The sequence below is a fragment of the Compostibacter hankyongensis genome, from assembly GCF_039541075.1.
GTDB classification, from domain to species: Bacteria; Bacteroidota; Bacteroidia; order Chitinophagales; family Chitinophagaceae; genus Compostibacter; species Compostibacter hankyongensis.
The window spans coordinates 167,779-187,366 of record NZ_BAABFN010000004.1; the positions used below are offsets into that span (position 1 = coordinate 167,779).

The following is a 19,588-nucleotide window of genomic DNA, read 5'->3' on the forward strand; positions in this document are numbered from 1 at the left end:
TACCTGCTCCAAATGGTTGTATGAATTTCCGGTGTTCAGAACCGGAACCAGGGATGGAAGCCGAGCGCGGTCCGGAAGGGCCAAGGAATAGCCAGCAGGATCAGAATGAAGGCAATACCGAAATAGGCCAGCGATTTTTTATGCTTCTTGATATCGGAAGGCGCTTTCTTGACTACGGAACGGCCTATATGAACAATGATCAGCGCAAGGATCATCATGGTTTCGTGCTCGATGGTAAAAAAACGGGTGCTGCTCTGCTGCATCACCGCGCTCATGCCGGCGGACTGGATGGCCTTCAGGCCCATAGGTCCGAAGAAGTACAGCCCCAGACCGATCAGCATCTGCAGGTCGCAGCTGATCATGAAAAAGAGATTGCTCCTGTTGTCTCCCGCGGTATACGGTGTGTTGGAAAAAGTACCTTTCATCGAACGGGCAATGGTCCATATAGCGGTGATCACCACAGCCCAGCGCAGCCAGGAGTGAAGGATCAGGAGCAGTGTATGCATAACAGATAGGTTTCCTGCAAAAATAGGTTAAACCACCTGAATAACAGAGAAAAGAAAGCAGGAATATATCTTGCATTTGAAATAAAAATACTAAATTTGTTAGTAAAACGGCACTAAATTAATTAGCAAAACCGGATATTATGGCAACGGTAAACGGAAATCTGAAGTATCTGCGTAAGCTACGGGCATGGACCCAGGAAGAAATGGCCGGCAAGCTGGGTATCAAGCGCTCGCTGCTCGGCGCTTATGAAGAAGGACGGGCAGAGCCGCGTACCGGTGTGCTGGAGAGGGTGAGCGATCTCTTCCGGATATCTATCGACGATCTGCTGCGGAAAGATCTCGGCGCGGAAGGCGATGCTTATCTCAGCCACCGCCGGGCCCTGAAGGCTGCGGGGCAGCGGCAGTTTATCGAGTTTGTGCCCGTAAAGGCGGCGGCGGGCTACCTGGCCGGGTATAACGATGAAGAGTTTGTGGAAGAGCTGAACACCTTTACCCTGCCGATGCTGGGCGGAGGGCATTACCGGGCCTTTGAGATCAGCGGGGATTCTATGCTGCCCGTGGAATCCGGCTCGGTGGTGGTGGGACATAAAGTCGACAGCTGGGACGATATAAAGAACAACCAGTCCTATATTGTAGTGATGCCCCGGGAAGGGATCGTATACAAACGCATCCTCAAGAACAACCGCAACAAGAACCGGCTGAGCCTGGTATCGGACAACCCACAGTATGAGCCCTATGCCGTTTCGCTGGAGGAAGTCCGCGAGATCTGGCAGGCCGATGCGGTCATTAACAAGATCAATACCCATCAGCGCCTGAATGTAAATCACCTGGCCGATATCGTCAACCACCTGCAGGAACAGGTAAGCGTGCTTAAAAAGAAGATACGGTAAGAAATGCCGTTCCTTTGTGCCTGCTCAATCGCCCGATGAGATTCCTGCATCGGTATCCGGAGAAAGCCCCTGCCGTCTTGCTGCAAAGAACGCCTTTATCAGCTGCAGGCATTCCGTTTCGCAGATACCGGCATCGATGCGGGTACGGGGATGGAAAGGAGAGCGGGTACCGGTGCTCCGGCGGTAACCGTTTTTTTCGTCCGGCGCTCCGTATACGATACGTCCGATCTTGCTCCAGTATAATGCTCCGGCGCACATCAGGCACGGCTCCAGGGTCACATACAGGGTAGCCTCGCTCAGGTATTTGCTGCCCAGGGCATGAAAGGCGGCGGTCAGCGCGATCATCTCCGCATGCGCCGTACAATCGCGGAGCAGCTCTACCTGGTTGTATCCCCGGGCAATGATCCGCTCCCCGGAGACGATGACGGCGCCTACGGGCACTTCTTCTGCTTCCAGCGCCCTGCGCGCTTCTTTCAGGGCCTGCTGCATAAAGTAATGATCCTGCCCGGATGACGAAATATCCATAGTTCAAAAATAAGCATAACCGTGTTGTCTTCCTGTGACCGCCTTCCATGCCGGCGATGGCGGTATACCGCTCCGGTTGACATAAAGCTGGTTTTTATTACCAGGGTGTTTTCAGCAGCAGGCTCACATAGTAGTTTCTGCCGGGTGCGGCATTGTAATAACGGCCGCCGGCGGCATTGATATCGTTGCCCAGACTATAGCGGACATTCAGGATATTGTTGATGCCGGCAGACAGCTCCATGCGGGTAGCTCCGAAGATATGACGGCGATAGGCCAGCTGCAGCTCCAGCAGCTGGAAGGCGGCGGCATAGGCCGTATTGGCATCGTCCAGGGGCGTCTTACCGGTATAACGGTAGGTGATATGCGCCGCTATACCCGGCTTTGTGTCCAGGTCGAGGCCCGCTGCTACCGCATATCCCGCGGTACCGGGCAGCCGGCTGCCAGAATAATCCTTGTCGATGATCACGTAATGCCTGTACCGGAAATCGTACAACGTATGGCTGCTCCAGAGCCGGCCCGAGCGTATGAAGCCGGAGCGGCTTTCGTAAGGCGTCCAGGACAGGTAAGCCTCCAGTCCTTTCTGGCGGGTACCGCCGGCGTTGACAAAATAATCCGCCCCGCTGCTGTCCCGGCGCTGGGAAATACTCTGGCTAAGATTGAACCAGAACCCGCTGACATCAAAATACAGGCGGCGCCGGGCCAGATATCCCCGGGCGCCGGCGTCGTAGCTGATCCCCCTTTCCGCCTGCAGCGAGGGGTCCAGGATGCCGGTAGACGGCAGCAGCTCCGCCAGCGTGGGCGGGGAAAAGCCTTTGGACAGGCTGGCATAGAAGGTAAGGTCTGCCGGCAGCTTTTTTAAAAGGGCGATACGCGGAGCCACTACCGGATCAAACCGCTTGGATGTGTAGCGTACGGGCGTTGACGATAGCCTTCTGAACCGGAGGTCCGCCATGTTGACGCTGGCGCCCGCCACCACATTCCAGCCTTTGCGGAAGGTAAGATCGGCCTGGGCAAAGGCCAGCGTGGTAACATCCTGCACTTCATCGTCTGTCTGCAGCGCATCCGGCTTACCGTTGTGATTATCGAAGTCCCGGATGTTGAAAAAGCCCTGCTGGGCTTCGGCGCCGAGGATAAATGCCGCTTCCGTGCCGTTCCACCCGGGACGATAGCTGAAAGCGGTCCTGCCGCCCCAGTGCGGCTCTTTGCGGATCTCATAATTACGGAAGGTCGGGTTCTCGAGGTGGGTGTAGGCGCCGTACAGGACCGTAGTGTTAAAGAGATGCTCAGCCAGGCGGTAAGTATGGTTCAGACCGGCAAAAAAGGTCTTTTGATGGATGGCCGCTTTGCTGTCCGCAGCAGAAGGATAGGGGCCGCTGGCGGGTCTTGCCGCCTTGGGGTTCTGCTCGTATTCCGCACGGGTCAGCGCCCCGGGGGTTTCGTAAAAAAGGTCGGTATAGTGCATAAACACCGAAAGCTGCTGCCGCTCATCCTGCTTAAGCAAGGCTTCATAGGAAAAGTTTTGCTGCCGCGTACGGCTTTGATCGCGGTAGCCGTTGCTCTCCGTCTGCGCGTAACGAAGCAGGCTTACTGCGCCTCCTTCTCCCCATTTCAGGCCTGCGCTGATCCCTTTCAGCCCGAAGCTGCCGCCGGTCAGCCGGAGGGTGGCCGACCGGGAGCTGTCTTCTTCAGCAAACAGCGGACTGTGTATCAGCACCACGCCGCCGGTTCCCGCTCCGTAGATGCTGGAGGAAGGCCCGCGGATGATGTCGATGGAGGAAAAGTCGTCATAGCTGAGCTGATTCAGATAGGTATTTCCGCCGGGGTCCGTATAGGGGATACCGTTATAGTATATTTTTACATTCCTGACGCCGAAGGGAGAACGGAGGGAACTGCCGCGTATGTTCAGCCGGTAGCTGAGCGGGGAGCGTTGCTCCATCCGCACGCCCGGCAGCGTATTGATGGCTAAAAGGATGCCGGTGGGCGCGTACCGGCTCAGGTCGCTCCCGGAAAGATGGCCGATGGCGGCCGGCTGGCTGCCCAGCTTTTTGTTGCCTTCAAAAGCCTGGATGACCACTTCGGATAAGGCATTGCGAAGCACCGGCGTGCCGGGGACGGTGCTGTCTCCGTCGGACTGCTGCGCAGCAACGGACCCGCAGAGGATAGCAGGCAGGAGCAATGCGCCTGCCCCCCGACAAAGGCAGGCCTTGATCTTCTGTTTCATGATTCAGTCTTCTGTGTCTTTCGTCTTTTCACCGGGAGCCGCCATCTTTAGAAAAGCATCCTCGCTGAGAATATGTATGGAAGCGATCTTTTTTGCCTTTTCAAGTTTGGAGCCTGCATCTTCGCCCACCACCAGATAGTTCAGCTTGCTGCTGACGCCGCTGAGGATCTTCCCGCCCATCTGCTCCACCATCGCCTCGGCTTCGCTTCTTTTCAGGCGTGCCAGGGTACCGGTAAAGAGAAAGGTCTGGCCTTCCAGCTGATGGCTGGCCGGATCGGAGCGGGGCGTATCGCGGCTGATGTTCAGCCCGAGCGTCTCCAGCTGCTTCAGGATATGCCGGTTGTCCGGGTTGCTGAAAAACTCGATAACGCTGCCGGCTACCTTCGGACCGATATCTTCCAGCTCCAGCAGGCTGGCCTCGCTGAGGTGTTCCAGATCGGGGAGGCGCTCCACGGCATGCGCCAGGGTTTTTGCGGTGGTTTCCCCCACATACCGGATGCCCAGGGCATAGATCAGGCGGTGCAGGGGCTGCTGCTTGGAATGCTCAACGGCCTGTTTCAGGTTATCCACCGATCTTTGGCCAAAGCCTTCCAGGGTTCCTATCTTTTCAAAGTCGAGCCGGTAGATGCCCGGGATATCCCTGAGCAGGCCCAGCGAATAAAAACGCCGGATATTGGCTTCTCCCAGGCTGTGGATATCCATGGCATTTTTGCTGACAAAATGAATCAGCCTTTCCAGCACCTGTGCCTCGCAGTTGATGTTCACACAGCGCCAGGCGCTTTCTCCCGGCGCCTTATACAGTTCGTCTCCGCAGACCGGGCAGTGGGTGGGGAACCGGATTTCCTTTTCGCTGCCATTCCTGAGCTCGGCCAGCGGCTTGACGATGTAAGGAATCACGTCTCCTGCGCGCTCCACCAGTACGGTGTCGCCTATACGTAGATCCTTCTCCCTTACCACATCCTCGTTGAAGAGCGATACAGAAGCTACCGTCACCCCTCCGATGGGTACGGGATCGATCTTGGCTACCGGGGTGATGGAGCCGGTTCGCCCTACCTGGAACTCTATCCTGAGCAGCTTGCTGGTTGCCTGCCGGGCTTTGAACTTAAAGGCCATGGCCCAGCGCGGATGATGGGTGGTCATGCCCATCTTTTCCTGCAGGGCATAATCGTTTACCTTGATGACCACGCCGTCCACCTCGTAGGGGAGGTCGTCCCGCTGGGTTTCAAAGCGATGACACCATTCCACCACATTGGCGATGCCGGCTATTTTGCGCGTTGCCTTCAGCGGCGTACGGAACCCCAGCTCCTGCAGCATCTCCAGGGTGCCGTAGTGGGTCTTCAGCGCTTCTTCTTCGCCCGCTGCGCTCTCCGGCTGGTAGAAAGCGAGATGATACAGGAATGCCACCAGCCCGCGTTTGCCCACTTCCCGAGGATCCACCATGCGGAGCGAGCCGGAAGCCGCATTCCGGGGATTGGCCAGCGGGGGGAGATTATCGGCAAGCCGCTGCTCGTTGAACGTCTTAAAAGCATCCTTGTGGATGAGCACTTCCCCGCGGATCTCTGCCTGCCGTATGCCAAAGCGGGAAAAGGGAGCGGTGAGCGGGATGGACCTGATCTGACGGATATTGACGGTGATATCGTCTCCGGCGATGCCGTTGCCCCGGGTGGCGCCCCGGACCAGGCGGTCGTCTTCATAGATAAGCGAGATGCTGGCCCCGTCAAACTTGGGCTCTGCGCAGTATTCGATATCGCTGCTGCCCGTAAGGGAACCGTTTCGCCGCGCCCAGTCCAGCAGGTCGGCCTCGTTATAGGAGTTGTCCAGGCTCAGCATCGGCACCAGGTGCTGCACGGTGGGGAACGCACGGGTAAGTCCCTGTGCAATACGTTGGGTCGGTGAATCCGGCGTGATCAGCTCCGGGCGGCGTTGTTCCAGCTGCTTCAGCAGGCTGAACAGTTTATCGTACTCCTGATCGGCCAGCAGTGGATCATCCTGGATATAATAACGCCAGTCGGCGAAGTTAATGACCTGGCGGACGTCGGCGATCGTTTGTTCGTCTGCGCCGCCGGCGCCGGAAGAACCGGCCTGCGCCAGCAGCTTGCCCGCCAGGCGGAGTAATTTTTGCGTCGTATTCTGATTATACATTCCCTTGTAATATATTTTTATTTTACCTTCGGGGCGCTTTACCTGCCGGGGAGGTAGAGCGATAAACAATATGCGCTAAATAACTAAAAGCGTATTTCAATGTCCAAATCTACTATTAAAAACATCAACACTCACGCTGTTGAGCTGAACGCTTATTTTGGCGTGGCCATCTCGGTGGACTGCGTGATCTTCGGATTCGACAAACGCGAGCTGAAAGTATTGCTGATCCGCTGCGACCTCCCGAAATACAAGGGAAAATGGTCTTTGCTGGGCGACCTGGTAGGGCCGGAGGAAGACCTGGACAAAGCGGCTTACCGGGTGCTGAAGGCGCGTACGGGACTGCGGAACGTGTACCTGCAGCAGGTGCATACCTTCGGCGCACCGCGGCGTCATCCGGCGGGAAGGGTTGTTTCCACGGCCTATTATTCGCTGGTGAATATTTCGAACTGCAAGCTCACCACCCAGGCCAACGAACTGCACTGGCATCCCGTTAAGGATATCCGGACGCTGGCATTTGACCACAAGAAGATCTTCGATACCTGTTTCGAACACCTGCAGGAAGATATTGTAAGAAGCCCGGTGGTATTTAAGCTGCTGCCGCAGAAGTTTTCGCTTCGCCAGCTCCAGCATGTGCATGAGGCCATCCTGGGCGTGGCGCTGGACCGCCGTAACTTCCGGAAAAAGATCATGAGCATGGAGCTCCTTGAGGATCTCAACGAAATGGAGAACGATGTGCCGCACCGTCCCGGAAGGCTCTACCGGCTGAAGCCCAAAGCGGTGGCTGCCCTGTCCTGATCTTTGCTTTTTTTGTCCGGCAATGCTGCCCCAGTCGCATCGCGGATAAAATAAGCCTATAATTTGCCAATATTCCCGTTCTTTTCCGGGTAAAATCGCGCTTACTTTGAAGGATAAAATTCTTCCTATGAGCGACATTACCCTGCCTGCGCTGACCGATGCTGTAACCGTCACCGGCGAACAGGCCCGCGAGTTCCGGCAAAACGGACATATCCTGATACGGGATATCCTCAGTTCCGCAGAAGCGGCGGCTTACCGCGACGTGATCGTCGGCGCAGCCGACAAATACAATACCGAAAAAAGAAAGCTTGAAGACAGGGATACCTATGGCAAGGCGTTTCTGCAGATCATGAACCTCTGGCGTGTGGATGAAAAGGTGCGGCAGTTTGTGCTGGCTCCCCGTTTTGCCCGCATCGCCGCCCAGCTGCTCGGGGTGGAACGGGTACGCGTCTACCACGACCAGGCCCTGTTCAAAGAGCCGGGCGGCGGCCCGACGCCCTGGCACCAGGACCAGTACTACTGGCCGCTGGACACGCCGGATACCATTACCATGTGGATGCCCCTGGTGGATATCACCATAGAGATGGGCATGCTCACCTTTGCTACGGGCTCGCATACCCGCGGATCGGTGTTTGATTACGAAATTTCAGACGATTCGGAAAGTGAATTCGACCAGTATGTAAAAACGACGGGCTTCCCCATTACCCGGGCCACCCGCATGAAAGCGGGAGACGCCACCTGGCATTACGGCTATACCATACACAATGCCCCGGGAAACGCTTCGCCCCTGAGGCGGGAGGTGATGACCATCATCTATTTTGCCGACGGCGCCCGCATTACCCCGCCTGTCAATAAATGGCAGGAGCAGGATCATCAGACTTGGCTGGGCGGATTGCCGATTGGGTCGCCGGCGGTGTCTGAGATGAACCCGGTACTTCCCACTCAAGAGATTTGATGATTTGATGATGTGCTGATTTGATAATTACTCCATCGCCAAATTACCAAATTATCAAATCATCAAATCAACTTTAGCTTCCCCGGTGCCGGTGAAAAAATCTTTTTTGGAAAAGCAGGATGGCGATGACGCCGACAGAGATGGAAGCATCCGCGATGTTGAACACCGGCTGGAAAAAGATAAAATAATCTCCCCCCTTAAAGGGGATCCACCGGGGCAGGTATCCTTCGTACAGGGGAAAGTATAGCATATCCACCACCCGTCCGTGCAGGAAGCCCGCATATCCGCCGCCCGGCGGCAGAAAGCGGGCCAGCTCACTGTACCCCCCGGCAGAAAACAGCAGGCCGTAAAACAGGCTGTCGATGAGGTTGCCCATGGCGCCGGCCAGGATCAGGGCGCCGCAGATGATCAGCCCCTTGTGATACCGCTCGCGGACCAGCTTTTTCAGAAAGAAAAAACCGATCACCACCGCTACCAGCCGGAAGAGGGTAAGCAGCACCTTGCCCCATTCGCCCCCGAAGGAAATGCCGTAGGCCATCCCCTCGTTCTCGATGAAATGGATACGGAACCAATGCCCGATGACATTGAATTCCTCCTGCATGTACATGTGCGTTTTGATCCAGAATTTCAAGGTCTGGTCGGCTACCAGTATAACGAGGATCAGGATGAGCGCGGAACGGAACTTCAAGACGTTAAAATTTTGGCAAAGGTAATGGTTATTAAATTATTATACGTATCTGCCGGCTGCAGCGGACGGCCTCGGCACGCTGCGGCCTGATTTTTGCGCTAATGGAGCGGCGATTGCTCAATTAACAAAAATTTATATTTTAAAATAAATGAAAAACAGCTCGTTGTTGTTTTTGGCATTTTTGATGGCCGGTTTATCCACCGCCGCTGCCGCTCATTCCCCCTTCCCGGGGAAGCCGCTCCCGGAACGCGGGGCATATCGCTCCCGGGCTGCCCGTCTCCCCGTAAAAATAACGGTATTGACAGCGGCTTATAACCCGGCGCAGCAGGTGGTGAACCTGCGCTGGAGCACGGTGCTGGAAAAAAATAACGAACGGTTCATCGTAGAGCGTTCGGTGGACAGCCTGCATTTCTCTTCCATCGGGGAGACCCGCAGCGCCGGCAATACCGAAACCGCGCAGCATTACTATTTCGACGATCCCAAACCCATCGGAGGAACGCTGTACTACCGCCTCCGGGAGGTGGATGCGGACGGTAAGGAATATCTTTCCGAGGTGGTCAACACCTCAAAGCCCATTACGCAGCTGGAAATGACCAGCGTACGGCTGGGGGAGGACCACACTACCGCCAACCTGGAGATCGCCGCTCCGGGCACCGTTTCGGCAAGCCTCATCCTGGCGGATGTAAAGGGCAAGGTCCTGAAAACCTTTCAGCTGTCCCTGCAGCGCGGCACCGTTTTCAAGAGCTTTTACGTCGGCGATCTGAAGGCGGGCGTCTACTTCCTTCAGCTGAATGACCATAGCGGCGGAAAAGCGTTGCTGAAAAAGTTCAGCATGGACTGAGGGGTCATTCCTGAAAATACACCCGCTTGACCCGCTGGGAGATGCCGGTCATGATCTCATAGGGAATGGTGCCGGCCCACTCAGCCAGCCTGGAGATCGGAAGATCCGGTCCGAATACGATCACCTCGTCGCCTTCCTGCACCTCGGGGATGGCGCTGACGTCGAGCATCAGCATATCCATACAGACATTCCCGATCACCGGCGCCAGCTGTTCCTGCACCAGCATATGGCCCCGGCCGTTGCCCAGCCGGCGGATATAGCCATCCGCATAGCCGATGGCTACCGTGGCGATCGTCATTCCTCCGGGCGCTTTTCCCTGGCGGCCATAACCCACTGTATCCCCCGGCGGTATCTTTTTCAGCTGGGAAACCGTGGTACGGAGGGTGCTTACGTTGTGCAGCTTTTCGTGCAGCGGACCGCCGGGCTGGCTCAGCCCGTGGAGGCCGATACCCAGCCGCACCATGTCCAGCTGCAGGTCGGGATGCCGCTCAATGGCGGCGCTGTTGGCGATATGCCGTAAGAACGTATAGGGAAGCGCTTTCTGCAGTGTGTCGCTCATCCTGAGAAAAAGTTCACCCTGCTGTCGTGTAAAGTCATCCTGCTGCGGGTCCTCGCTGGCGGCAAGGTGACTGAAAACGCTCTTTACCCGGAGGTGCGGGCTCCGGCGCAGGAGCCCGGAGAGGGTTTCCAGGTGCTGCGGCTCAAAGCCGAGCCGGTGCATGCCGGTGTCCAGCTTGATGTGTATGGGGAACTCGCGGATATCCGGTTTTTTGAGCTCCTGCTCAAAAAGGTCGAGCATCTGGAGGGAATAGATCTCCGGCTCCAGCTGCCACTGGATGATGGCGTCAAAAGTGCCGGGTTCGGGATTCATCACCATGACGGGCAGGGTGATGCCGGCCCTGCGCAGCTCCACCCCTTCGTCCGCATAGGCCACCGCCAGGTAATCCACCTGGTGAAACTGCAGCAGGCTGGCGATCTCGTAGCTGCCGCTGCCGTACGAAAAGGCTTTTACCATTACCATCATCCGGGTGGAAGGCCGGAGCAGCGACTGGTACTGCTTCAGGTTGTGGACCAGCGCGCTGAGGTTGATCTCCAGCACGGTCTGGTGGACCTTTTGCTCCAGCATCCTGCTGATGCGCTCAAAGGCGAATACGCGGGCCCCTTTCAGCAGGATGGTCTCGTTCTGGAAGCTGAGGTGACGGAACTGTTCCGCAAAAGCCTCGGTACTGTCAAAGAAAACGCATTGCAGACCGGCAATACCCAGAAAGCTGTTTTTTTCCCGGCTGATGCTTTTGCCGATGCCGATCAGGCGGTTCACCCCTTTTTGTTCCAGCAGCCGGGCCACGGCTTCGTAAAGCTCGGCGTCCCGCTTGCCGCTCTGCAGGATGTCGCTGAGGATCACCGTGCGGGTGGCATGCTGCTGCTGTTGCTGTAAAAAATCCAGGGCGATCACCAGCGAGCCCAGGTCCGAATTATAGCTGTCATTGATCAGGGAGCAGTTGTTGACAGCCTGTTTGAGCTCCAGCCGCATGGCGATATTGGTCAGCCCTTCCATCCGTTCGCGGATGATGGTTTCCGGGGTTCCCAGCCAGAGCAGCAGGCACCAGCAGTGGATGGCATTTTCGATGGACCCGTCGTCCGTGAAGGGAATGCGGATATAAACGGGCTGTCCTTCGTATAGCGCGTCTATACGCGTATGGTTTTCATTTTTGTCGATGCTGATCACCCGCAGGTCGGCCTCATGCCGGGCAGACCAGGTCAGCAGACGCTGCGACTTTTCCGGATCGCTGGCCTTTCTCCGGATATGGTTGTGAAACTGCAGGATACATTCGTTCAGCTCTGGATAGTCCTTGCAGTAGATCAGCACTTCAGTCCGGGTAAACAGCACCAGCTTTTCATTGATCTTCTGCCGTACGTTCAGAAAACCCTCGTTATGCGCTTCCCCGATGTTGGTAAAGATGCCGATGGTGGGGCGTATGATGCTTTCGATATGCGCCATTTCGCCCGGCATGGAAATGCCGGCTTCAAAAACGGCCAGCTCATGCTCGGGTTGCATCTGCCATACCGATAGCGGTACGCCGATCTGCGAGTTGTAGCTTTTGGGGCTGCGCACAATATTGTAATCCGATTCCAGCAGCTGGTATATCCATTCCTTGACCACCGTTTTCCCGTTGCTGCCGGTGATGCCGATCACCGGTATATGAAATTGCTGCCGGTGCCAGGCCGTGAGCATCTGCAGCGCCCGGAGCGTATCCTTTACCCGGATAAACGCCGCTTCCGGGTATTCCCCGGCAGGGATCGCCCTGCTGGTCAGGAAGCAACGGACTCCTTTTTCATAGAGCTCGCCGATATACTGATGCCCGTCCCGGTGGGTACCGACGATGGGGATAAAAAGGGAAACGGCGGGATAGATCAGCTTGCGGCTGTCTGACAGCAAATGGGTAACCGGCCGGTCTTCCGCACCCTGTAATAATTCACCTTTTACTATTTTACAAATCTGCGCTACACGATATTCCACGATATGCTATGCTTTTTTTCAGCCGTTAATGATTTCCGGCGCCGCTGCCTCTCCGCTTGTGCCACATAGAGTACAGGATGGAGGTCAACACACAAACTACGATAACGATGAGGGAGAGATAATTGGGTAATTTCAGATGAACAATCTCGGCCAGCATCTTCAGACCGATGAATACCAGCGCCACGGCAATGCCCTGCTGCAGGTAATCGAACTTGTCGGCCGCCCCGCGGAGCAGGAAGAACAGCGAACGCAGACCCAGCACGGCGAAGATATTGGAAGTATAGACCACCAGCGGCTCTTCGGAGATCAGGAAAACGGCCGGTATGGAGTCGAGCGCAAAAAGCAGGTCGGTGGTGGCCAACATCGCAATGACGAGCGACAGCGGGGTGAAGTAGGCCTTCTTGCGTTTCCAGACGATCAGCCTTCCCTCGGTATCGTCCTGATCGGTCATCCGCAGGAAACGTTTCATGAACTGGTATATGCGACTTTCCTCGGGGTTATAGGTATCGTCGTGTCCGCTGGTAAACATTTTGACGCCGGTATACAGCAGGAAGGCGCCGAAGATATAAAGGATCCAGTGGAAGCGGGAGATCAGGGCGGCCCCCACGGTAATAAATATGGCGCGGAACACGATAGCCATCAGGATGCCGATGAGCAGGGTACGGCCATAGTATTTCTCCTTTACCCCAAAAGCGTTGAAGATAAGAATGAAGATAAAGATGTTGTCGATGGAAAGCGACCACTCCAAAAGATAGGCGCTCAGGTAGTCGAGGGCCATATCCTTTCCGTCCTCCCAGCGGATGAAGAAATAAAAGGCCAGCGACAGGCCGACCCAGAACAGGGTCTGCACCAGGGCCTTCTTCATCGACACCACATTCGATTTCTTGCTGAGTAATCCGAGGTCAAAGATCAGCGCGCCGATCAGCACAATTCCGAAAATGAGATAGGTAATCTGTTCGTGGGTCATGGCGGTTAATCTGGCCACAAATATAGGGAAAGTTGCGCTTGCCGTCCCGCGGGAAGGGCGTTGCCGTTCAGGACGAATAGCGGCGTTGCCGCAGATAGCGGAAGCCCGCTCCGCAGAGCAGTACAAAGAGCAGGGGGACGACGAAGTTGATGAGCTGCCAGCGGCTGCCGGCGGTACGCACCCGCTCGGGGTCCAGCAGCCGGAGCCGGAAGTCCTTGCTGCGCGCTTCGAGGATAGCGCTGGTGTCGGCGAGGTAGCTCAGGCAGTTCTGCAGGAATTCACGGTTGCCGAACTGCTGGCGGGTATACAGGTCGGTGCCCATGGCCAGCGGTCCGTCCTGGGGGGATACTTCGTTGAGCGCAATATCGGCATCGGATACCACGATCATCTTTCCCGGCACGCTGCGGTCCCGGTAAGGATAGGGAAAGACGCTGTCGATACGGTTACGCATATCCGCATCCAGCCGGTTCCGGAAGACGGACGGAAAGCGGCCTTCCAGCAGCACGGCCACCGGCAGATGGGATGCTCCGAAGCTCCGCGGGTCGGGAGCTGTCTTCAGCTCTTCGAAAGATACCTCCCGGGGGGTGCCCGCCCTGAGGCTGTGGTCCGACGAAGCCAGCAATACGGTTTTCCGGACCGCGTTGTTCCGGATGGTATCGATGGAGCTGGCAAACCGGGCGAGCACAAGATCCAGGTTTTTGACAATGGGATGGTCCGCGGTACCGTCCAGCAGGGGGAAGTAGGGCCAGGGCAGCCGCTCTATCTGCGGACGGCCTCCCTGGCTGCCGACGGTCAGGGGAATGGAAAAGCATTGCAGGTCGCGTATCAGGTCAGGGTTGATGCGTACCCCATAGGTAAAAAGCATATCCTCCAGGTTGAGCCCCCGGTCAAAGGCGACGAAGGAGGAGCGGCGCTGCAGGCTGTCCATGGAAGCCGCTACGGGATCGAGCAGCCAGAGCACTTTCCCGCCCTGCATGATGTATTGATCCAGCTTCAGCTTTTCGTCTTCCGTGAAGGCCCGTTGAGGGCGGGTCACCACCAGCAGGTCGAAGCCCGGCGGAACGGCCGGCGCTGCAGCGAGATTCAGCGTGTCGAGACGGCTGTTTTGCTGCAGCATTGTGAGCAGGTCAAAAACTTCCGGCCCTATTGGCTCGCCGTTGCCGAGCAGATAGCCGGCCAGCGGGGGGGCATCCCGCTGCAGGCGGTAAAGGGCCTGCGCAAAGCGGTATTCCAGCTGCGCGCCGGCCTGGTTCAGCGAGCGCAGGGGATCGGCGCCCGGCTGCGCCGGCAGGAGCTGTACGGCCAGCTGATGACCGTGATAATCCACCAGCGCCGCGGGAAAGGCCAGCTGCACAGACATGCCGGCTGCGCTGTTTTCGCGGGCGCGTATATTATAAGGAAGTATGCCCATGGCCGCCAGCGAATCCTGTACGGTGGCTTTCAGCGAATCCGGCACTCCCTCCAGGGGATTTACAAATTCGTACCGCACCCGGCCGCCGGCATAACGCTGGAACTCGTCCAGCAGATCGCGGGTGCTGACGGCGAGATGCCTGAACCCTGCCGGGTACTTCCCTTTTAAAAAGACCTTTATCCGTACCGGGGCATCGAGCTGCCCGAGCAGGTGCCGGGTAGCGCCGGAGAGGGTGTACCGCTTTTCGGCCGTCAGGTCCCAACGGAGCGGCATAAACGAAGCGGCCGCATTCATCGCCGCCACCAGGAGGAGTAGCGCCAGCACCTGCAGTATATTTCTCCGTTTCTGATATTGCCGTCGGTTCATGGTTCAGGACATGGATGATTTATTAAACGGCGCCGGCCTTACTGTTTGTATCTTTCCAGCGATTGTTTGGTCAGCAGCAGGAACAGCGCAATAACGCTCAGGAAATAAAGAATGTCCCGCAGATCAGCCACGCCCCGGCTGATGGAAGCATAGTGAAAATCGATGCCGGCCAGCTGCAGGTAATAGTCGGCTCCTCCGGCAAAAGCCGGTATGCCGCTGAGCGCATCAAAGCCGGTATAAAAAATAAAACAGGTAAAGACGGCGGTCAGAAAGGCCACCACGGTATGGCTGGTAAGGGAGGATGTCCAGATGCCGATGGCGGTAAAGACGGCGCCCAGCAGCAGCAGGCCGATATAGGAGCCGGTGATGGCTCCGTCGTCCACCATCCCCGGGCCTGCCGCGAGGGCATGTACCGTCACCCAGGCGGTGACCGTGGGGATACAGGCAAAGACCAGCAGGATGATGCAGGCGAGATATTTCCCGCCGATGATCTCCCAGGCGCTGACGGGGCGGGTAAGCAGCAGCTCCAGCGTGCCGTTGCGGGCTTCTTCCGCAAGGCTGCGCATGGTAATGGCGGGGATCAGGAAAAGCAATATCCAGGGAGCCGTGGTAAAGAAACGGTCCAGCGTGGCATACCCGTCGTTCAGCAGGCTGGTATCCGGAAAAACGAATAAAAACAGGGCATTGGCGATCAGGAACAGGACGACCGACACATAGCCGGCGATGCTGCTGAAAAACTGGCGGATCTCCTTGTTTAAAATGGCCTGCATATCCGGTTCATCTACCCCTTCCTCCGCCGGTTCCGGGCATCCGGGGAATGTATCTGTCCAGCTCTTTAAGCTGCTGCACTACTTCGGGAGTGGTGGGTTTTTGCTCCTTGCACTTCTTATGGTACAGCCTGACGTTGCGGAAATCCCGCCGCGTCATGGCAATGGAAGCCAGCTGCAGGTAGGCTGCCGCCCGGCTTTCGTTGTCCGGCAGCCCGATGTTGACGGCCTTTTTGAGGTACTCATCGGCCTGCTTTACATTGCTCCGCTGGAAAGAAATGCTGCCCAGCTGAAAATAGGCCTGCGCCTGCACTTCCTTCATGGGCACCCCGATGGAAATACTTTTTTTCATATAGGCCTCAGCGTTCTCCAGGTCCTGGCGCGTGGTGGCGATGATGGATTTCAGAAAATAATAGGTGGCCCGTATGGGCTTGTACAGCAGGCCGGGAAACTGCACCTTCTTCAGGACAGCTTCCGCTCCCTCCATATCTCCCTGTTCCAGCGAGGTCTGGGCCAGGCCGAGCGGTCCCAGGAAGAAATGCGTGAAAATACAGATCAGCGCCAGCAGGAAAAGTATCCAGGAAATGAGGATACCGGTGGTATAGGTAACCAATATGCCGGCGAGCAACAACAAAATACCCAGGGGTAACCGGTAAAGCAAAAACAATCTGCGGATCATAAGCGGTATATCAAAAAGCGACTGAAGTTGGTGAAACCGAGCATGATAATTCCTATCACACAGGGATATGTTAATGTGCGAGGTTCCATCCGACCATTGAAAAAGACAAATATTAACGGATGAATCCAGGGGCACAAAGATACTGAAATGGGGAGAGGCGCAAAATTTTGTAGCCGGCGGATTATCGGGCCTGCGCCGCCTGCCGCCGCCCCTGCATAGCCCGGTAGCAGGCATGGAGGGTATTATAGGCGATCATTTCGTGCCGTCGCTGCTCGGTGGCGAAAAGCCGGTTGAAGTGCATATGGATCATACTGCCCAGCAGCCGGAAGCGGGTTTCCGGTTCGCGGACCGCATGACCGGGCGGTATCTGCCCGAAAAGAGCCGCCTGCTGCCCGTCGTATTCCCGCAGCCATTGCAGCAGCGGCTGCCCGTCCGCCGCCCGTCCTTCCAGCCATTCCCCGAGCGTGGCGGCATGGGCGCGGTAGTATTGATTGAACAGCTTCTTCTCGGGGGTTCCCGGGCCGAACTCGCGGTTATAGGCCGCTTTCATACGGGCGGCAAAGTCCGTCTTTTCATCCAGGCTGAAACCCCAGCGCTCCAGCAGGTTGTCGGTAAACTTCAGCGCGGCGGGCAGCAGCAGGGCGGTATTGCCGGGATGGGACAAGGCACGGATCACATACCGGCTGTCTGCATGAAAGAGGGATTCCATCAGCGGCATCAGGTCGTAACCGTAGCGTTCCGTTTCCCGGAAGTAAGTGTCGGTCTGGATTTTCCAGATCTGCCCCTCCGCTTCGGCGGGATGGCAGCTGTCGTGCAGGCGGCTGATCACTGTTCCGGTATGGGCGGTATCGGTAAGGTGAAAGCGCAGACGAAGATGTTCCTGTGTATCCCGGTAACGGATAAAAAACCATTTGTCCGTAAGCCCTTCCTGTTCGAGCGCTTCACAAAGGGGAGCCAGAGCCCTGGTCAGCAGGATGCCGGCAGCGGAAGGGTTGCAGTACAGCTTAAAATAGAGCCATTCGCTGCCCGGCGGAAAGGCGCGGCGGGGTAGCGCGGACAGGTCCGGAACGGGAGGCAGGGGTTCGGCGGCGGGCGCTTCGTTTCCGGCAATGGCGATGATCTGATGGGCGTAGGGATTCCCCGACCGGTCTTTCACCGGGCAGCCTTCGGGCGACAGGAATTCCTTGAGTGTGATCCTGCTGCGTCCGCGTATGGCGGCGGCGAAAGCCTGCACCTGGTAGGTATCCGCCTGGCTGACCAGCAGCTCCTGGTCATTGTCGGCCAGGGAAAACAAGGGTGGCAGGTTCCATTGTTTACAAAAAGCGGCAAAGGCCTCCGGCTCTTTCCCGGGGGCGGCGTCTGTCAGCAGTTGAAAGTCGGCGGCCTCCAGCTTCCATTGCGCCAGGGAGAGGAGGGTGTTTTTATATTGCAGCCTGGGATAGAAGCGGATCCCGGGGAGCTTCACGCGCCAGGAGAAGCTGAGGGTGGTTTGCCGGTTCTGCCCCTGGAGCTCCCCCAGCAGGCGGTATACCGGCAGGGTATTGTAGGTAAAATTATGGGCGTGATCGATATGCGGGACCACAAACCGTTTCAGCGCGGGGGAAAACAAGCGCAGCTCGTCGTTGACGACCTGCAGGTACAGGCCGGCGACGGCCAGCTGCCGGTCCGGCGGATACGAAGAGCCGGCCAGATAGGGTATTTCGAAGTCCCGGATCGGGGGATGCTGCAGCACATTGCCTGTACGGTCTTCCGGCAGGTGCACTACGCCGGCATGGCAGCAATCCGGATTGCGGGCGGCCTCGAAACGGTCTACGGCCTTAAGGCACGACAGGAAGGCGGGGTCCGTATGACCGAAGCGGGCGATCAGCGAGGTGCCGGAGATGCCGCCCGCCGATTCGATAAAAACCGGCGCCTCCGGCCGGCCTGTCAGCCGGAAAACCACGGAGAAGGTGTCGGGCAGGGGGCGCAGCTGTACTCCGGTCCGGAGACGGGCCAGCTCCTCATCGGAAAGGTGCACGGTATGCTGTCCCGTTTTGAAGGCGCCGATCAGCGTTTCGCGCATCCAGGTTTTTACAGGATGGTCGTCTGCCGGCGCTCCTCCGTCCGGGCTATCCGGGGAGATGAAGGCATTCAGGCGGTTCAGCCCGTCATCGCCGAAATCCACCAGGTACTGGCTTTTGTCGTGCAGGATGCCGGTGTCCGGGTCGGTGGCGTCGCAGAGGGGTACAGGAGCGGTGTCAAATTTTTCGGTAAAGGCCTGTTTGAAATTCCGGAGCCAGGGCGAGCCGGGGGCATCGCTGCCCAGGATGCGGAGCGCTTCCAGGCTGTCCCGCAGCTGTTCCTGCAGCGCGCTGTCCAGGCTGTTTCCGATGGTCCCGAGGCGGCAGTCGGCCTGGAACAGCCGGGCGGGCTGAAAGGGAACATTCAGCGCTTTCACCCGGGCGGTCATTTCCTGCAACGCCGGCACCAGCGGGGCGGCGTTGTCCTCTCCGCAGGCATCCAGCCGCTGTTGCAGGTCCCTGAGCCGGTCCAGCATCTGCTGCACTTCCCCGTCGGCCGTCGCTTTGCAGGCCGTTTCGAGGATGCTGATGATGCGGGGCAGGTAGCCCGGTCCGGTGAGCTGTATGGCCAGGTGGCTGACCAGCAGCTGGGCGCTGATCAGCTCGTCGAGGAAACCGCTGATGTCCGCATAGGGCAGCTGTTCCCGCTGCGCCAGCTGAGACGCCAGCCGGGCAAAGGGTACCGGTCCGGTCCGGCAGGTCTCCAACAGGAAATGCAGGGGCGGGGTCAGCTCCACAGCGCTAAGCTGGTATTTGCGTTGCCCGCTTTCGGTCTGGTATTCGAAATAACGCAGCTCGTTTCCCTTTATGTAAGCCGAATTATTGATCCGGTAATCCAGGTGGCGGCGGATGAGCGGGTGACCGGTCAGCTGTTGCCCCAGGGCGCCGAGCATGTCCATATCGGGACGGAGGTATTTCCGGTTGCTGCCGGGGCTGAGCACGATATCGGTGGCGTTGCCCCAGCGGAGCACAGCGCAGCCCGCAAAAAGCCCGAAGGGTGTGGGCCGGGTATGCATCCGGCTATGGTATTTGACCAATGCGTTGACAAGCTTCCGGTGTTTGCGCCCGGTTCGGGTATCGCCGCGCTGCCAGCGGAGGGCGTCTTCGTAGAGGTCGGGCGAGGCCAGCCAGAGCGCGTCCATAAAGGCGGTATCCTTTATCAGCCGGTCCAGGTCCTCTGCGGTAAGGGGTGTGCCGGTAAAGGGCCGGGTAGGCGCCCGCAGGACAAGCCAGGGAAGAAAGGATAGTTGCATCATG

At 57.5% G+C, this 19,588-nt stretch carries 15 protein-coding genes; 4 read left to right on the forward strand and 11 right to left on the reverse strand.

The annotated features are described in order from the left end of the window. Positions 1-35 precede the first annotated feature (35 nt). Entirely contained in the window at positions 36-506 is a 471-nt protein-coding gene (locus ABD851_RS09730; RefSeq protein ID WP_344978647.1) for a hypothetical protein, read from the reverse strand. Between the two features lie 140 nt (positions 507-646). On the opposite strand from ABD851_RS09730, the gene ABD851_RS09735 reads away from it, so the two are divergent. After that, complete coding sequence (locus ABD851_RS09735) at positions 647-1,396, forward strand: XRE family transcriptional regulator (RefSeq protein ID WP_344978649.1); 750 nt, start codon at positions 647-649, stop codon at positions 1,394-1,396. Positions 1,397-1,420: 24 nt separating this feature from the next. On the opposite strand, the gene ABD851_RS09740 is transcribed toward ABD851_RS09735, so the two are convergent. The 3 genes from ABD851_RS09740 to ligA form a co-directional block, all read right to left on the reverse strand. Beyond that, complete coding sequence (locus ABD851_RS09740) at positions 1,421-1,921, reverse strand: nucleoside deaminase (protein WP_344978651.1); 501 nt, start codon at positions 1,919-1,921, stop codon at positions 1,421-1,423. 97 nt (positions 1,922-2,018) lie between these two features. Next, complete coding sequence (locus tag ABD851_RS09745) at positions 2,019-4,142, reverse strand: TonB-dependent receptor (protein WP_344978653.1); 2,124 nt, start codon at positions 4,140-4,142, stop codon at positions 2,019-2,021. Positions 4,143-4,145: 3 nt separating this feature from the next. Continuing rightward, the gene (gene ligA / locus ABD851_RS09750) at positions 4,146-6,284 is read right to left on the reverse strand and encodes an NAD-dependent DNA ligase LigA (protein ID WP_344978655.1); all 2,139 of its coding nucleotides are present in this window, start codon (positions 6,282-6,284) and stop codon (positions 4,146-4,148) included. A 99-nt stretch (positions 6,285-6,383) separates the two neighbouring features. Between ligA and ABD851_RS09755 the strand changes: the two genes are divergently transcribed. Together ABD851_RS09755 and ABD851_RS09760 are read left to right on the forward strand one after the other, a co-directional pair. Then, positions 6,384-7,079 carry an NUDIX hydrolase gene (locus ABD851_RS09755; protein WP_344978658.1) on the forward strand — a complete coding sequence of 232 codons (696 nt, stop codon included), beginning with the start codon at positions 6,384-6,386 and terminating at the stop codon, positions 7,077-7,079. Positions 7,080-7,206: 127 nt separating this feature from the next. Next, positions 7,207-8,034: a phytanoyl-CoA dioxygenase family protein gene (locus ABD851_RS09760; RefSeq protein ID WP_344978660.1), complete on the forward strand. Its 828-nt coding sequence runs from the start codon at positions 7,207-7,209 to the stop codon at positions 8,032-8,034. Between the two features lie 73 nt (positions 8,035-8,107). Here the strand turns inward: ABD851_RS09760 and ABD851_RS09765 are convergent, their stop codons facing one another. Continuing rightward, entirely contained in the window at positions 8,108-8,722 is a 615-nt protein-coding gene (locus ABD851_RS09765; protein WP_344978663.1) for a lipoprotein signal peptidase, read from the reverse strand. Between the two features lie 172 nt (positions 8,723-8,894). On the opposite strand from ABD851_RS09765, the gene ABD851_RS09770 reads away from it, so the two are divergent. Beyond that, positions 8,895-9,563 carry a T9SS type A sorting domain-containing protein gene (locus ABD851_RS09770; protein WP_344978665.1) on the forward strand — a complete coding sequence of 223 codons (669 nt, stop codon included), beginning with the start codon at positions 8,895-8,897 and terminating at the stop codon, positions 9,561-9,563. A gap of 4 nt (positions 9,564-9,567) precedes the next feature. Here ABD851_RS09770 and ABD851_RS09775 read toward each other — a convergent pair whose 3' ends face one another. The 6 genes from ABD851_RS09775 to ABD851_RS09800 all read right to left on the reverse strand — a co-directional run bounded on the left by ABD851_RS09775 (position 9,568) and on the right by ABD851_RS09800 (position 19,587). Then, complete coding sequence (locus ABD851_RS09775) at positions 9,568-12,081, reverse strand: bifunctional UDP-N-acetylmuramoyl-tripeptide:D-alanyl-D-alanine ligase/alanine racemase (RefSeq protein WP_344978667.1); 2,514 nt, start codon at positions 12,079-12,081, stop codon at positions 9,568-9,570. Positions 12,082-12,106: 25 nt separating this feature from the next. Next, positions 12,107-13,066 carry a TerC/Alx family metal homeostasis membrane protein gene (locus ABD851_RS09780; protein ID WP_344978669.1) on the reverse strand — a complete coding sequence of 320 codons (960 nt, stop codon included), beginning with the start codon at positions 13,064-13,066 and terminating at the stop codon, positions 12,107-12,109. A gap of 49 nt (positions 13,067-13,115) precedes the next feature. Then, the gene (gldG, locus tag ABD851_RS09785; protein ID WP_344978671.1) at positions 13,116-14,825 is read right to left on the reverse strand and encodes a gliding motility-associated ABC transporter substrate-binding protein GldG; all 1,710 of its coding nucleotides are present in this window, start codon (positions 14,823-14,825) and stop codon (positions 13,116-13,118) included. A gap of 38 nt (positions 14,826-14,863) precedes the next feature. Further along, positions 14,864-15,595: a gliding motility-associated ABC transporter permease subunit GldF gene (gene gldF / locus ABD851_RS09790; protein ID WP_344978673.1), complete on the reverse strand. Its 732-nt coding sequence runs from the start codon at positions 15,593-15,595 to the stop codon at positions 14,864-14,866. Positions 15,596-15,602: 7 nt separating this feature from the next. Beyond that, a complete protein-coding gene (locus ABD851_RS09795) occupies positions 15,603-16,271 on the reverse strand; it encodes a tetratricopeptide repeat protein (protein ID WP_344978675.1) in 669 nt (222 codons plus the stop codon). A gap of 181 nt (positions 16,272-16,452) precedes the next feature. Beyond that, positions 16,453-19,587 carry a lantibiotic dehydratase gene (locus tag ABD851_RS09800; protein WP_344978677.1) on the reverse strand — a complete coding sequence of 1,045 codons (3,135 nt, stop codon included), beginning with the start codon at positions 19,585-19,587 and terminating at the stop codon, positions 16,453-16,455. Between the last annotated feature and the right edge of the window lies 1 nt (position 19,588).